The organism is Dyella silvatica, assembly GCF_026283955.1.
Classification (GTDB): Bacteria; Pseudomonadota; Gammaproteobacteria; order Xanthomonadales; family Rhodanobacteraceae; genus Dyella_C; species Dyella_C silvatica.
The window spans coordinates 1-13,461 of record NZ_JAPDPE010000029.1; the positions used below are offsets into that span (position 1 = coordinate 1).

The window sequence follows — 13,461 nt, forward strand, 5'->3', positions numbered from 1 at the left end:
GCATTTTTTCCCGGGCGTCAAAGTAGAAACCTTCCACGGCTTTGATGCCGGCAAGCCGCGGCATATCTACATCCGCGGGTTCTTCGACCTGTACTGCACCACCGGCCCGCGCGATACCAAGGCCTTCGGCGAGGTCGCCGCCAAGCTGGGGCACTTTACGGTGATGGAAACCGGCTGGCCCAAGCTCGACCCCTTCATGCAGGAGATTGCCGGCCCGCTCCCACCTGTACGCCAGCCGCCGGTCATCCTGTATCACTCCACCTTTTCGCCCTCCTGGAGTGCCGCCGAGACCTTATATGAAGAGGTGAAGAGGCTTTCACGCGATGGCCGCTGGCGCTGGATCATCACCTTTCACCCCAAGATGAACCCTGAGACCGTCGCCCGTTACAAAGCGCTGCAGAACGAATACCTGACCTTTGCCGAGAACGACAATATTCTCGAACTGTTCCCGCAGGTCGACTTGATGTGCTCGGACACCTCCTCGGCGCTCAACGAGTTCCTGCTTACCGGCAAGCCGGTGGTGACCTTCAAAAACCGGCGCCCCGGCCCGCAATTGATCGACATCGACGAACCCGCGCAGTTTGAGCCGGCCATTGAGCGTGCCCTGGCGCGGCCGCCTGAGTTGATGCAGGCCATCCGCGACTATGCCGACGCCATCCACCCTTATCGCGACGGTCATTCCAGCGAGCGCGTGCTCGATGCCGTGGATAGCTTCATTGCCGCCGGTGGCCGCAGCCGGCGACGCAAGCCGCTGAATCTCTGGCGCAAACTGAAGCTGCGCCGCCGCATCGGTTATTGGGGTCCGGCCTAAACCCAGGCTGCTGGCCTATCGGTCACTTGGGACGCGTTGTCCTATAGCTTGTCCACCCCGCCAGGCGGCACTGCGAGTGACCGGCTCCGGCTAGAATTGCCCCAACTTATCAAGAAGTCTGCCTGTGACGTCACGCGCCTACAGCCGAACCGAACACCTGCGCTCCCTTTGGCCGTGGCTTCCGCTATGGCTGCTTGTCGGGTTTTTGGCAGTGTTCTCCCATGGACCGATGCCGCTGTACTCCACCCGCACGTTGGCGGTGGCCTGGGAAATGTGGAGCCATGGCCATTGGCTGGTACCGCATATCAATGGCGCCCCCTATAGCGAAAAAGTACCGCTGCTGTTCTGGATGATCCACGCAGGCTGGTTTGTTTTCGGCGTCAACGACATCTGGCCGCGCGTGCTGGAAGTGCTTTTCGGCGGCATCGAGCTGATGCTGCTCGCCACCCTCGCGCGCCGACTCTTTCCTAATCGCCCGTGGATCGCCAAAGCGGCGCCGTGGATGCTGCTCTCGCTTTGCTATGCCTTTTTGTTCGGCTTGCAAATCATGTACGACGTGCTGCTGGCGGTCTGGGCGCTGGCGGCCCTGCTATGCCTGACCCCGGCGGCACACCGAACCGAGCCGCGCTGGCTGTTATTTGGCCTGTGTCTTGGCGCCGGCCTGCTGACCAAAGGCCCGGTGATGCTGCTGCATGTGCTGTTCCCGTGGCTGCTCGGCCCGCTGTGGAACGACTGGGCCCAACAACATCGCGCACGCTGGTATGGCCGCGGCCTGCTTTCCGTGGTGCTGGGCGCAGCGATCTTGCTGGCCTGGGCACTTCCTGCCGGCTTTAGCGGCGGCGATGCCTATCGGCAACGGCTGTTTTTCACCCAGACCGCTGCGCGGGTTGTCAGCAGCGTCGATTCCGCCGAGCCGCTGCAAAGCCATTCCCGCCATTTCTGGTGGTATCTGCTGTGGCTGCCGGTGCTGATGTTTCCGCTCAGCGCATGGCCTCGCGCCAGCGCCGCACTGGTGATGCTGCGGCGCCCGCTGGAACCAGGCCTGCGCTTCGCCCTGTGCTGGCTGCTGCCGACCTTCATCATCTTTTCGCTGATCAGCGGCAAGCAGCTGTATTACCCCTTGCCCGAGCTTGCCGGCGGCGCCCTGCTGCTGGCCGGCGCCATTGCCTTATTGCGTGAACGCCACCCCACGCTAGCCAACAACGGCTGGCTGGGAACCTGGCCACTAGGCATCGGCGGCATGCTGTTCGGCGTATTTCTGTTCTTGCTGCCGATGCTGGTCGCACACAACGAACTGCACGGCGAATGGGTGGATGCCGCCGCCGACCACAGCCGCTTCTTCAGCATCGTGTTCGTGCTGCTTGGGGCGTTACTGTTGCTGCGCGGCCGCGGCGAGATGCGCCGGCTGGCATTTGCCGGCCTGATCGGCACCCTCGCGCTCAATACCTTGTTTACCCTCACGCTGTGGCACAAATACGATCTGAATCCATCCGCGCACTTGCTCGGCGCCGCGGACGCCGAAGATCGGGTCATCGGTTATCTAGGTAATTACGAGGGCCAGTTCCATTTCGAAGGACGGCTACGCCAACCAATCGTGGAATTGAAAGAGGGCGCCTCGCTACAGAACTTTGCCCAGGCCCACCCCAATGGCTTGGTCGTGGCTCGCCCGGCCAAACTCGATGCCGACGATCTGCGCTACTCGTTGCTGGTGCAGCCGTTCCGCTCGTCGTGGATCGTGATTTGGCCAGCCTCGTCGCTGGCTGATTTGCGCGCCGGACATACGCCGCCGGAGCCGGAGCAGCCCACGCAGATCTACCCCATTGATGAGTGGCGCCACCGCACCATGCCATGAACGCCACGCTAATCAGCAACCTGCGAGCGCAATGCGATGGCCCCCGTGACGGTGCCTTGTTGCGCTTTGCTCTTGGGCAGGCCCTGCTGAGTGCAGGTGACGCCAGCGCCGCCGCCCTGGAGTTACAGCGGGCGGTGGACTACGACCCCAAGTACTCCGCGGCCTGGAAACTGCTCGGCAAGGCTCGCCTGACTAATGATGATCTTGCAGGCGCCAGAATGGCCTGGCAGCAAGGTATCGAAGCGGCCCAGGGGCACGGTGACAAACAGGCTGAGAAGGAAATGGCAGTGTTTCTACGGCGACTGCCGAGCTGAAGCCAGCGCCTGGCTGATCACTGGCCAGCCTCAGCGAGCGAGGGCTTACTCATACGGACTCGGTCGATCGCTGCGCGTATAGCGTTTGTAATGCCACTGATATTGCGTGAATGCCTGCGTCACACAGGCCTCGACGCCTTGATTGAGCGCCGCGCAGGCGGTCTGCAAATCCACCTCGGCCAAACCATCTGGCGCAGGCAACAAATGAACCCGAAAACCTTCGCCACGCGGCAACCGCTCAGCAAAGGCAAACAACACCGTGGCCCCGGTACGCGCGGCCAGCCGGGGCAATAACACCATCGTTTCAGCATCACGCCCGAAAAACGGCGCCAGCTGACCTTCACCCGAGCGTGGCTTCTGGTCCGGCAAAATGCCCACCGTGCCGCCGCTGGCCAGCCGTTTGTACAAGGTACGCACACCGGCCCCCTCCGCCCGCACCTGCTCCGGCGCCAAGGCACCGCGAGCCTTGCGCAGCAACCCCTCCACCGCGGCGATTCGCGGTGGCCGGTACAAAATCGCCATCGGCGTCTTGCGGCACAGCCAATAGTTGAGCAGCTCCCAGCAGCCAAGATGCGGGGCGGCAATAATTACCCCCTTGCCCGCCGCCAGCGCCGTATCGAACAAAGCCTCGCCACGCACATCGCGAATCAGATGCAGCGCCTGCTCGGCGCCGCCGCCCCAGATCTTGGCGATCTCCGTCACTGATTTGCCGCTTTCGATCATCACTTCGCGCAGCAGCGCTTGCTCAGCGGCAGCAGCCAGCCCAGGCCGCGCAATACCGAGGTTTACCCGGGTATGCGCCACCATCCGCGCCCCGCGCCATAGCGAGATTCGGCCCAGCCAGCCGCCGAAGCCATGCAACGCACGCAAAGGCAGCAAGCCCAATAAACGCAGCAGCAGATAAAGCAAATAGATATCGAAACGCATAGGCGCGGCAGTGTAGCGGGCAATCCAGCGAATCGCTGCCGTTAAACTGCCCGCTCCGCCTAACCGTGATGCTCCATGATCGCCTTGATCCAGCGCGCGCTATCCGCCCGCGTCGACGTTGACAATGAAACGGTGGGAGCCATCGGCCCCGGCTTGCTGGCCCTGGTCGCGGTGCAGCCCGATGATGGCGAAGCACAAACGCGGCGCATGCTCGAACGCCTGCTCGGCTATCGGGTATTCAGTGACGAGCAAGGCCGCATGAACCGCTCCCTCACCGATACCGGCGGCGAACTGCTGCTAGTCAGCCAATTTACCCTCGCGGCGGACACCCGCTCAGGCATGCGCCCCAGCTTCACCAGCGCCGCCACACCCGAGCACGGCCGCCGCTGGTTCGAGCGTCTGGTCGAATTAGCCCGTGCTGTTCACCCCAGGGTGGAAATCGGGCGCTTTGGCGCCCATATGCAGATACATCTGGTGAACGACGGCCCGGTCACGTTCTGGCTCGATGCACCGTGAACGTCAGCTCCTGACAGTTCGCTTCAAGCGCAACAAAATCGTCGGCAAGTGCCTGTTTGGCGCGATTTTTGCGTATACGTCTCTGCAAAAAAATCACTTGAAAACTGGTCAAAAAAGCAGCACATCGCTATACTGATCGGTTCCTGCATATGCGGCGGTAGGTATGAACAACAAAGCTCCCGAGCAACAGTCGGAAATTAAAGCACTCATCTCCAAAGGTTTGGAGCAGGGCTATCTGACCTATGCCGAAATCAACGACCACCTGCCTGACGATATCGTCGATCCGGAGCAGATCGAAGACATCATGGCCGTGCTCAAGGGCGTGGGCATCGAAGTACACGATGCCGCCCCCGACGCTGACCCGCTGGCCGACAACGCCCCGGGCAGCGGCACCGACGACGAAGCCGCCGCCGAAGAAGCCGTGGCGTTGCTGTCGGCGGTCGATGCCGAAGTTGGCCGCACTACCGACCCCGTGCGCATGTACATGCGCGAAATGGGTACGGTCGAGCTGCTGACCCGCGAAGGCGAAATCGCCATCGCCAAGCGCATCGAAGAAGGCCTGAACCAGGTGCAGACCGCACTGGCCAGCTTTCCGCAGACCATCGAGCTGTTGCTCGAGGAATACGACCAGCACCTGGACGGCAAGCGCCGCCTGAGTGAAATCCTGGCCGGCTTCGCCGATCTGGAAGAGGCCGCCGACGCCGCTCGCGCCGCCGCCGCCGAGGCTGCGGAAGCCAACGCCGCCAACGGCATCGAAGAAGAAGTCGAAGACGAAGACGAAGAGGCCGCCGGCGAAGACGAAGAAGCCGGCCCCAGCGGTCCTGACCCGGAAGAGGTCAAGCGCCGCATGGAATTGCTGCGCGACTACTACACCAAGTTCCAGAAGGCCGCCCCCAAGGCTGCCGACATCACCGACAAGAAAATCGTCAAGCTGCGCGACCAGATGGCTGAGGAATTCCTCAAGCTCAAGCTGCCCTCCGCACTGATCGACGGCTTTGTGCGCAAGCTGCGCGAAGTGGTCAACGACATCCGTCATCACGAACGCGCGCTGATGGATATCTTCGTGCGCCACGTGAAGATGCCGAAATCCGAGTTCCTCAAGACCTTCCCGAACAACGAGGGCAATCTTGAGTGGGCCGCCGAGCTGAGCCGCAAGCGCCAGAAATGGTCGCCGAACATCAAGAACCACCGCGAGAACATCGATGCCGAGCAAGAAAAGCTCGCCGCCATCGAGCGTCAACTGTTCCTGCCGCTGACCGACATCAAAGAAATCAACCGCACGATGTCGACCGGTGAAGCCAAGGCACGCCGCGCCAAGAAAGAAATGGTCGAGGCTAACCTGCGCCTGGTGATCTCGATCGCCAAGAAGTACACCAACCGCGGCCTGCAGTTCCTCGACCTTATCCAGGAAGGCAACATCGGCCTGATGAAGGCGGTGGACAAGTTCGAATACCGTCGCGGCTACAAGTTCTCGACCTATGCGACCTGGTGGATCCGTCAGGCCATCACCCGCTCCATCGCCGATCAGGCCCGCACCATTCGTATTCCGGTGCACATGATCGAAACCATCAACAAGCTCAATCGCATTTCCCGCCAGATGCTGCAGCAGTTCGGCCGCGAGCCGACGCCAGAAGAGCTGGCTAAAGAAATGGAGATGCCTGAGGACAAGATCCGCAAGGTGCTCAAGATCGCGAAAGAGCCGATCTCGATGGAAACCCCGATCGGCGACGACGAAGATTCGCACCTGGGCGACTTCATCGAAGACACCAACGCCAGCTCGCCGGTCGAGTCAGCCACCGAAACCGGCTTGATGGAAACCGTGCGCGATGTACTCGCCGGCCTCACCCCACGGGAGGCCAAGGTGCTGCGCATGCGCTTCGGCATCGACATGAACACCGATCACACGCTGGAAGAAGTCGGCAAACAGTTCGACGTCACCCGCGAGCGCATCCGTCAGATCGAAGCCAAGGCCCTGCGCAAGCTGCGTCACCCGAGCCGCTCGGAACAGCTGCGTTCGTTCCTCGACATCGACTGATCAGCCGTCCATTCGCAGCAACAAAAAGCCCCGCTCTTGCGGGGCTTTTTGTTTTACGCGAACCGTTTGATGCAGCGCCAAACCATCAACCGACGTCGTAGAAAAATTCTTCCGACACCACCTTGCCTTCATGCGTACGGTACACGCCGATTTCACTCATCTGCATACGGCCGTGCCCTTTCATGGTCACGTCCATGCTCATCGACAAGCTGAACCAGTTACCCGCCACCACCGGATCGCTCACGCTGCCGCCGTGTACCGCCTCGATCGACGCGCTGAACTGACGACCCTTCTCATAAATCGCCTCCAGCCCGCTGACACTGCCCAGCGCCCCCGGCGGCAATCCATCCGGCTCGATGCTTACCGCATGCTCGGCATACAGCTCGCGCTGAGCCTGCTCATACTTACCCTCACGGCACAACTCCACCAGACGCTTGGCAATCGCTTCGGTATTCATACGCAGCACCTCGCTCATCAAGGGACGCCAAGCCTAGCCCCAACCAGCCCAAAGAAGCATGTGAAGAATGGCATCGCGCACCCACTCGACGCTCGCCCCCACCGCCGCTACCATGGCAGACTTTGCTGCAGCGACCACGTCGCCAAAGCGGGCCTATAGCTCAACGGTTAGAGCAGAGGACTCATAATCCTTTGGTTCGAGGTTCGAATCCTCGTGGGCCCACCACTGTCCGTAACGCTTGCTGTTGTTGTTAGCCACGAGCCCATAAGTTGTTCGAATCGACAGCTTATGGTGCACACGGCTTAGGCAATTTATGGTATTTGCGCACAAAGCGGTAGTGTTGAGCTCGGTCCTCTACCGGGGTGGAAAGGCGGCGCTGTGTCAGGCGCTCCAGCCTCAAGCTCACAATATGCCCGCTACCGAGCCGAAGCGGAACTAGCTGATTACGGAGTTGAGGGAGATAGCGACCATGCGGATCGAACCAGTAGGGGCCTTAGCCCAGATAGCGACACTGGTCGATAAACATGTGGGGGCCGAGGCGTCTAAACAGGAGGGAGCAACGAAGTGGGCGAGGCCATAGCTGCCGCAATTAAGGAGAGTGAGTCCCAAGGGGCCTGATCTCAGACAACGATGACTGAATTCGGCACGTGTGTGTGTTCAAAGAAGTGGTTTGGAGCGACGGATCGTTATGAGCTTCTACCTACGAAAAAGTGTCTCGGTTGGCCCTCTCCGTTTCAACCTCTCTCAAGGCGGTGTTGGTGTCTCGGTTGGAATTCCGGGATTCCGCATAGGAACTGGGCCTCGCGGCAATTATGTACATATGGGACGAGCGGGTGTCTATTACCGCGCTACATTGCCGGCCGCAGGAAATTCACGGCGCAACGCGATATCCCGCGGCGCCTCTGTTCAGGAGGCAGAGATTCCCGATGGCACACACGCCCCACTAACTGAGATTGATTCGGCAGACGCCTCGACAATTGTCGACTCATCATCACAAGAGCTACTTGACGAGATCAAGGTCAAGCGGGCTCGGGTGCGGCTTATGCCTGCTACAGCACTCACCGGCGGCTTGGCTTCCTGGCTCGCATGGTCCAATCAAGTGTCGCTGGCTCTTGTTTACACTCTAGTCGCCGCCACAGTCATCTTAGGGGTGCTTGCACATACTCGGGATGTCCTGAAGAAAACCGTTGTACTCTTTTATGTGTTCGACAGTGAAATGGAACGAGCTTATGGCTTCCTCCACCGAGCCGGCCAAAGCCTCTCCAGCGCTGCAGGTGCATGGCATATTGAGGCACAGGGCGCGGTATATGATGGTAGATACCATGCCGGGGCAGGTAGCCTGATTAAGCGCAGATCCACAAAGATTGCACGAGCAATGCCCCCGGGAATAAAAACGAATGTCGAGACGATTTCCATCGACGTCGGACGGCAGACCCTTCACTTCCTTCCGGATCGAGTCCTGGTGTATCAAGGATCATCGGTGGGTGCAGTTGGGTATAGAGAGCTACAGGCGCGGTACAAGAGCACGAACTTTATCGAGGACGGTTCACCTCCGTCTGACGCACGAGTTGTCGGACACACATGGCGGTTCGTCAATAAGAATGGAAGTCCGGATAGGCGCTTCAACAATAATCGTCAGCTTCCAATTTGCGAGTACGACGAGGTTACGTTTACAAGTCCCTCTGGTTTAAATGAAATGATTCAGGTGTCGCATGCAGGAACGGGCGACGCGTTTGTCAACTCAATACATCTCCTAGCGCGCATGCTACCTCGCGGTGCGACCTGACTTCGCGCACCGTATCGACAATGGGGCAAGAGCGGAATTGTGAATAGAACACGCTAAAAGCGCCTTATGAAGTCCCTAACTGGGCACAACCAACGTTTGCTATCGATATTTTCCATGACAGGCAACCACAAGCTGCCTGTCGCGAAGGGAATGCTTCGTGAACGCGCCGTTGCTGAATTCATTATGAAACGTCCTCGTTTTTCCGAGTCATCCGAAAATAGAGGTTAGTGATGATGCCATGGTGTAACAAATGGGTGCGAGACCGCCGAGCGATCGATGCGGACGGTCGTGGTTGTAGCGGTGTTGCCAGTCTTCGGTCATGCACCGCACCTCGGTGAGCATGACCTGCAGACCGCATTCGACCTGCTTTAACGTGGCGACAATCTGGCTCTCAGTGAACTTGCTTTTGCAGATCTTCGGTCTCCTTGGGACTAGTTTTCCCGGAGACCTCTGGTTAATGGTTTCATCATTTGTTCGGGCAAAGCTGCGCCTCCAGCATCCACTAGCTAGGTCAATAATTCACGCTTCAACGAGCAGATGCCTGGGTCGCGCGTAGAACCGCTGACAATGCGGAACCCTCTCCACACATAGATGCTAAAGCTGCAACGGGGTGGCTAGGATCCATGGACTCGCCCTCAGCATAGGTGGTTGCTGCCGCAGCACTTTGACCACTCTCAATCTGGGCAGCCCATTTTCGATACAAAGCGGCTGCGAGCACTGCGCGCGCTTGACCGTAATTCATCAGACTTAATGCTTTTCGGGATTGCAGGATAGATGAGTCGTAATCATCGCGTGTGCAAAGTAGGAATGCCGCGTAGTTGCCGTGAGCCCAGGCTGTACGCGGCTCATGTGCAATAGCCGATCTATAGGCGCGGTCCGCTTGATCGATCTGACCGGTGCTCAGATAGCAGTGAATGACTCCTTCGCGTGCGCTCGCAACAGCTTTGGCATTTCTGTCAGAACCATTTAAGACACGGTTATACCGCTTTGCTGCCTCCTTGAAGTTACCTTCATCAGCCAAAATGGCGGCCCAATTATTTTGCAACCATGGGTCGTTCGTGCCTAAAGCCTCTGCTTTCTTCAGCGCGGCCTTTGCATCAGCTGGTCGACCCATCAGTCGATAAAGATGCCCCCCAAGAACGTATGCCTCTGAGAAATTTGGTTGCAATCTAAGCGCTTTTTGCAGAGAGCTATCGGCATGTGCGAGGTATTCCGGGAGTACGTTTCCACTGTTTGTGGCACCGCTCATAATGAAATATCGGGCGTACTCACGGTAAGCCCATGCGGAATCAGGATGATCTAGTAACTCAGCATCAAGCTTCTCTTTTGCTTGATTGAGAACTGCCGTTTGTCCCCTCCAGCTATCAAGCAATGCAGTGGCCTTCTGGACCGTTATAGTCGGCTGTAGCTGCTGCTTTGTATGAGCTGCTCCATGCGAAGGTTCCGCAGAGACCATCGTTGCAATTAAACTAACTATGGAGATAAGTACGGCTACTCCTGCAATTCGCATCCTCACGACATCCCCTTGTTGCTCACAACTGAACGCACCTGTGGTACGACCATAAACATTGCCCCCATAGCAACGTTGATATAGATACTTAAATTCGGATCAACGTGCAGCCGAAACATCGCTGCTCTTTATCCACACTTCGTGTGGTGCCGATGGCTGATCAGGCAGATTTACAACTAATGCATCGTAACTATCACCTTTCTCAATACGAAGCACATTTGCAGTCTCGTTGTCTTCAAAAAGGCCGCAGTGACCGGCGTGTAAGTAGTCGTAAAGCTGCGAGCCGTTTTGTTGGGCTTTGAGAGAGCTAGCTTGGTTAAGCTCGCCGAGCGAATTGCAACCAAAACTTCCGCGACGGGGATAAACAGCTTGCCCCGTCTTAACCAATTGTCCGTCAGAGGAAGCAGCAGTTAGGTGCCCTTGGCAAGCCGCTATAGCAAACAATGTCAAGATGGCACATGACACCCGGGTAAGAAATTTCATGAAAGTTCCTTATGAATAGAGAAATCAGCTGTTCGAAAACAATATAGCTGAGCATCCGAAAAGCAGTAATCAAGTTATTCCCTCGACGCCCAGTGCCGCTTCGCTTTATCTGCCTGTTCTTCGTACACCTCGCCGAGATCGCTGCAGCTCGCTTAGCTTTAACTGTCTGCTTTCGACCCAAAGCAGACCTCATTGAATAAGGCACACTTGCAGTGCAGGCTTGAGCGGAAAAATGGCGACATCATTTGTTTCGACGAATTTGTGGCACCATTTTGCACTTCTCGCAGCCCATCCGTAACTTGCTACGCTATTGTCACCCGCCCGATAACGTTACACATGGTGCTTCGATGAAGATTTCGCTGAATGCACAGCTGGGATGAGGCTGCTTCGCTTTGGCTGGTTGAAAAGAGGCACAAGGCCACGTTCATCAGGACGAACGAAAGCTTGTCTGGCTAGCCACGCATTTCTCGGGTCGCCTCCTCTCAGATATCACGCGAGACATGATCATGGTTGCTGCCTGGGCTCAGGCAAAGGCAACCTCACCGGCAAATGCAAACCGCTATCTTGCTCTCGTGCGCGCGATTCTTCGCCGAGCTTGTCGCGTATGGGAGTGGGTAGACCGCATACCTTACGTCGAGCTATTCCCCGAGCCCGCTGGGCGGATTCGTTGGATCACTGCCGAGCAAGCACGTGATTTGCTGGATGAGCTACCCGACCATCAGCGAGATATGGTGCTGTTTGCGTTTTCGACAGGTCTCCGTCAGGCCAATGTGTTGCACCTCGAATGGCATCAGATCGACATGACACGCTCGCTAGCGTGGATCTATGCAGATCAGGCAGAAGGTCGCCGCGCCTTCTCGGTCCCTCTCAACGATACCGCGCTATCTGTGCTTCGCCGTTGCAAGGGTCTAAGCGGCCATATTCATACACATGCCTCGCCAGGCGGTGCGCGCTGTGGGCCATGACTGATCACTATCGCTATGGCGGCCTCCGAGCTCAGAAGGAAACTAGGACACATGAGTCGAACAAGAATTGAATTTCGCTGCCTCGAGTGCGGACAATCGAACACACAAACGATTCCCGTTCCTGATGTTGACTGAGCGACAGACCCATGGGATTCCTGGGTACCCGCCTTAACGCGCACACGAAGAGCAACAGAGTTGCGTGTGCTTCCTCTGTCAGTGACCTCTCGGAGCATCAACACATGATCACCCGGCGTAACCTTCGTCGCCACCACCTCTATCTGACTACCCCAATGCCAAACGCCTGCCATCGGCTCGTCATCGATCGACAGGATCCATGTTGAAGGCCTGGTTTCCAGAATCGCGACTTCACTGTTCGTCAATGATTTGGCTGAAGTTGTTGATTGGTATTTCGTAACTATACTTGTTGAGCAACTCGCGATGAGCGAGCAGGCGAACAACAGAGCAACCTTCTTCATACCCCCTCCATTTTAAGAAGCGACTTAATATTTGTTGCCTATTTGGTCAACTTCGTCAGAGGTAGGAAGCACGGCCAGCGCAGCCCTTCCCGATTCGCTAGCATACAAACCCCGGCCAGCCTGCCCAGAGTTCGCAATGCTTCGGTCGCATGTCAAATAGACGCGCATCCATGTTGCCCCGTGAAGCCCAGACATCTCCAGCTAAGTTGCGGTTGCCTCGGGTCGAGGCCGGTCATTGCGATATCGGCCAAAACTCCACTGTATGCAACTCCGTATGCGGAGAGGTTGACGTTGCGAAATGAAGGCCGCGAACTAACAGACCGGCCGCTCGGTCGAACGAATCCTGACCTGAACTTTCGAGCAGCACGCTATTTACGATAGCCCCACGCTCATCGAGAGAAACCTGAATCGTGACCAATGCTGAATAGTGCGTCCCATCGATTTGTGATGGCCAAGGCAAATGCTCAGGCAACTCGTAGGCGTCACCAGCGTAGAAGCGGTGTACGAGGGGAAGTTTCGGCGATACGAGACCATCATCCGCGGGGTAGAGCCCATTCCATGGATAGCGTGGGTTCATCCGAACAGTCAGGATTTCCCAACGCCGCTCATCGCCAGGTGGAAACCGGACCATGGCGAGGTGCTCGTCCAGCCAGGCATCGAAAGTAGCGTAGCGGTCAGGACCAAGCGCTTTTCTATCAACGACGGCACCGCGCTTGTCCACCATGACTCTCATCGGCATATCGAGCGCCACTGACTGGCCGCGGGCATCTTCCGGCCAGTGAATTCTGCTTGATCTGATTCGAAATGTTTTATCTGCGTCCGGATACAGGCTCATGCTCCATCCGATCAGCATTGCTCTTGCCACATTCGGTACATCAGGAAAGAGCAACGGAGTGCATTGGATGGCGTCGTCGGCATCGTTGGCATCAACGGTGACCTGTGCGCCCACAGTGGATGCGAGGTTGATAGACGCGCGAACGTAGCTAATCACAGGAACGCCGTCGAGCTTCTTTACTGGCGGACGCATGCCACGAGCGAGACGCATCGCCTGTGCATCGAGGGATGGACTACCCGCACTTTTGGTCAGGCAGCCGGAAATGACATCACCATGCGGGTCTATCAGCAGCCGTGCCACGGCGCTCACCTTGCCTGGTTGATCCGAGGCTCCCGCCAGTGATTCGCGGCCGTTAACCTCAGCGCTACCAGCCCAAGCCAGCGTCGACAATGCAATGGCACAGGTTAACAGCGGCCAGGCCCGCAAGAGCCTATACACAAGACCATCCATGCTTCCTCCCCCAGGAAACCGTTGCGAATTTTCCGCAGGACGTT

Annotated in this window: 13 protein-coding genes and 1 tRNA gene; 8 read left to right on the forward strand and 6 right to left on the reverse strand. The window is 57.8% G+C overall.

Annotation, left to right across the window (positions count from 1 at the left end; translation table 11 throughout):
* The 3 genes from OUZ52_RS07820 to OUZ52_RS07830 all read left to right on the forward strand — a co-directional run.
* The coding region (locus OUZ52_RS07820) for a CDP-glycerol glycerophosphotransferase family protein (protein ID WP_266157826.1) at nucleotides 1-811 on the forward strand (811 nt) is incomplete at its 5' end.
* A gap of 124 nt (nucleotides 812-935) precedes the next feature.
* Nucleotides 936-2,663: an ArnT family glycosyltransferase gene (locus OUZ52_RS07825; RefSeq protein ID WP_266157827.1), complete on the forward strand. Its 1,728-nt coding sequence runs from the start codon at nucleotides 936-938 to the stop codon at nucleotides 2,661-2,663.
* Nucleotides 2,660-2,977, forward strand: coding sequence for a tetratricopeptide repeat protein (locus OUZ52_RS07830; RefSeq protein WP_266157828.1), 318 nt, complete (start codon nucleotides 2,660-2,662; stop codon nucleotides 2,975-2,977). Before OUZ52_RS07825 ends, OUZ52_RS07830 begins: the two co-directional genes overlap by 4 nt.
* Before the next feature lie 45 nt (nucleotides 2,978-3,022).
* On the opposite strand, the gene OUZ52_RS07835 is transcribed toward OUZ52_RS07830, so the two are convergent.
* On the reverse strand, nucleotides 3,023-3,904 hold the full coding sequence (locus tag OUZ52_RS07835; protein ID WP_266157829.1) for an LpxL/LpxP family acyltransferase: 882 nt from the start codon (nucleotides 3,902-3,904) through the stop codon (nucleotides 3,023-3,025).
* Between the two features lie 75 nt (nucleotides 3,905-3,979).
* On the opposite strand from OUZ52_RS07835, the gene dtd reads away from it, so the two are divergent.
* Nucleotides 3,980-4,420: a D-aminoacyl-tRNA deacylase gene (dtd, locus tag OUZ52_RS07840; protein ID WP_266157830.1), complete on the forward strand. Its 441-nt coding sequence runs from the start codon at nucleotides 3,980-3,982 to the stop codon at nucleotides 4,418-4,420.
* Nucleotides 4,421-4,583: 163 nt separating this feature from the next.
* The gene (gene rpoD / locus OUZ52_RS07845) at nucleotides 4,584-6,455 is read left to right on the forward strand and encodes an RNA polymerase sigma factor RpoD (protein ID WP_266157831.1); all 1,872 of its coding nucleotides are present in this window, start codon (nucleotides 4,584-4,586) and stop codon (nucleotides 6,453-6,455) included.
* 85 nt (nucleotides 6,456-6,540) lie between these two features.
* Here rpoD and OUZ52_RS07850 read toward each other — a convergent pair whose 3' ends face one another.
* Nucleotides 6,541-6,912, reverse strand: a complete 372-nt coding sequence (locus OUZ52_RS07850) for a SnoaL-like domain-containing protein (RefSeq protein ID WP_266157832.1) — start codon at nucleotides 6,910-6,912, stop codon at nucleotides 6,541-6,543.
* 149 nt (nucleotides 6,913-7,061) lie between these two features.
* Between OUZ52_RS07850 and OUZ52_RS07855 the strand changes: the two genes are divergently transcribed.
* Both OUZ52_RS07855 and OUZ52_RS07860 read left to right on the forward strand, forming a co-directional pair.
* A tRNA-Ile gene (locus OUZ52_RS07855) sits at nucleotides 7,062-7,137 on the forward strand.
* Nucleotides 7,138-7,600: 463 nt separating this feature from the next.
* Nucleotides 7,601-8,698 (forward strand): DUF4236 domain-containing protein, encoded by a 1,098-nt coding sequence (locus OUZ52_RS07860; protein WP_266157833.1) that lies wholly within the window; start codon nucleotides 7,601-7,603, stop codon nucleotides 8,696-8,698.
* A 207-nt stretch (nucleotides 8,699-8,905) separates the two neighbouring features.
* On the opposite strand, the gene OUZ52_RS22990 is transcribed toward OUZ52_RS07860, so the two are convergent.
* From OUZ52_RS22990 to OUZ52_RS07870, 3 genes are all read right to left on the reverse strand, one after another.
* Entirely contained in the window at nucleotides 8,906-9,040 is a 135-nt protein-coding gene (locus tag OUZ52_RS22990) for an integrase core domain-containing protein (protein ID WP_425493817.1), read from the reverse strand.
* Between the two features lie 184 nt (nucleotides 9,041-9,224).
* Nucleotides 9,225-10,070, reverse strand: coding sequence for a tetratricopeptide repeat protein (locus OUZ52_RS07865; RefSeq protein ID WP_266157834.1), 846 nt, complete (start codon nucleotides 10,068-10,070; stop codon nucleotides 9,225-9,227).
* A 237-nt stretch (nucleotides 10,071-10,307) separates the two neighbouring features.
* The gene (locus OUZ52_RS07870) at nucleotides 10,308-10,691 is read right to left on the reverse strand and encodes a hypothetical protein (protein WP_266157835.1); all 384 of its coding nucleotides are present in this window, start codon (nucleotides 10,689-10,691) and stop codon (nucleotides 10,308-10,310) included.
* Nucleotides 10,692-11,197: 506 nt separating this feature from the next.
* On the opposite strand from OUZ52_RS07870, the gene OUZ52_RS22995 reads away from it, so the two are divergent.
* The gene (locus OUZ52_RS22995) at nucleotides 11,198-11,656 is read left to right on the forward strand and encodes a tyrosine-type recombinase/integrase (RefSeq protein ID WP_425493818.1); all 459 of its coding nucleotides are present in this window, start codon (nucleotides 11,198-11,200) and stop codon (nucleotides 11,654-11,656) included.
* Between the two features lie 708 nt (nucleotides 11,657-12,364).
* Here the strand turns inward: OUZ52_RS22995 and OUZ52_RS07875 are convergent.
* Nucleotides 12,365-13,417 carry an energy transducer TonB gene (locus OUZ52_RS07875; RefSeq protein ID WP_266157836.1) on the reverse strand — a complete coding sequence of 351 codons (1,053 nt, stop codon included), beginning with the start codon at nucleotides 13,415-13,417 and terminating at the stop codon, nucleotides 12,365-12,367.
* Nucleotides 13,418-13,461: the final 44 nt, after the last annotated feature.

What these genes read in the sequence shown, in the direction of transcription:
- OUZ52_RS07830 (WP_266157828.1), top strand. Translation starts at nt 2,660, where the DNA reads ATGAACGCCACGCTAATCAGCAACCTGCGAGCGCAATGCGATGGCCCC.
- OUZ52_RS07835 (WP_266157829.1), bottom strand. Translation starts at nt 3,904, where the DNA reads ATGCGTTTCGATATCTATTTGCTTTATCTGCTGCTGCGTTTATTGGGC.
- dtd (WP_266157830.1), top strand. Translation starts at nt 3,980, where the DNA reads ATGATCGCCTTGATCCAGCGCGCGCTATCCGCCCGCGTCGACGTTGAC.
- rpoD (WP_266157831.1), top strand. Translation starts at nt 4,584, where the DNA reads ATGAACAACAAAGCTCCCGAGCAACAGTCGGAAATTAAAGCACTCATC.
- OUZ52_RS07850 (WP_266157832.1), bottom strand. Translation starts at nt 6,912, where the DNA reads ATGAATACCGAAGCGATTGCCAAGCGTCTGGTGGAGTTGTGCCGTGAG.
- OUZ52_RS07860 (WP_266157833.1), top strand. Translation starts at nt 7,601, where the DNA reads ATGAGCTTCTACCTACGAAAAAGTGTCTCGGTTGGCCCTCTCCGTTTC.
- OUZ52_RS22990 (WP_425493817.1), bottom strand. Translation starts at nt 9,040, where the DNA reads ATGCTCACCGAGGTGCGGTGCATGACCGAAGACTGGCAACACCGCTAC.
- OUZ52_RS07870 (WP_266157835.1), bottom strand. Translation starts at nt 10,691, where the DNA reads ATGAAATTTCTTACCCGGGTGTCATGTGCCATCTTGACATTGTTTGCT.
- OUZ52_RS22995 (WP_425493818.1), top strand. Translation starts at nt 11,198, where the DNA reads ATGGTTGCTGCCTGGGCTCAGGCAAAGGCAACCTCACCGGCAAATGCA.
- OUZ52_RS07875 (WP_266157836.1), bottom strand. Translation starts at nt 13,417, where the DNA reads ATGGATGGTCTTGTGTATAGGCTCTTGCGGGCCTGGCCGCTGTTAACC.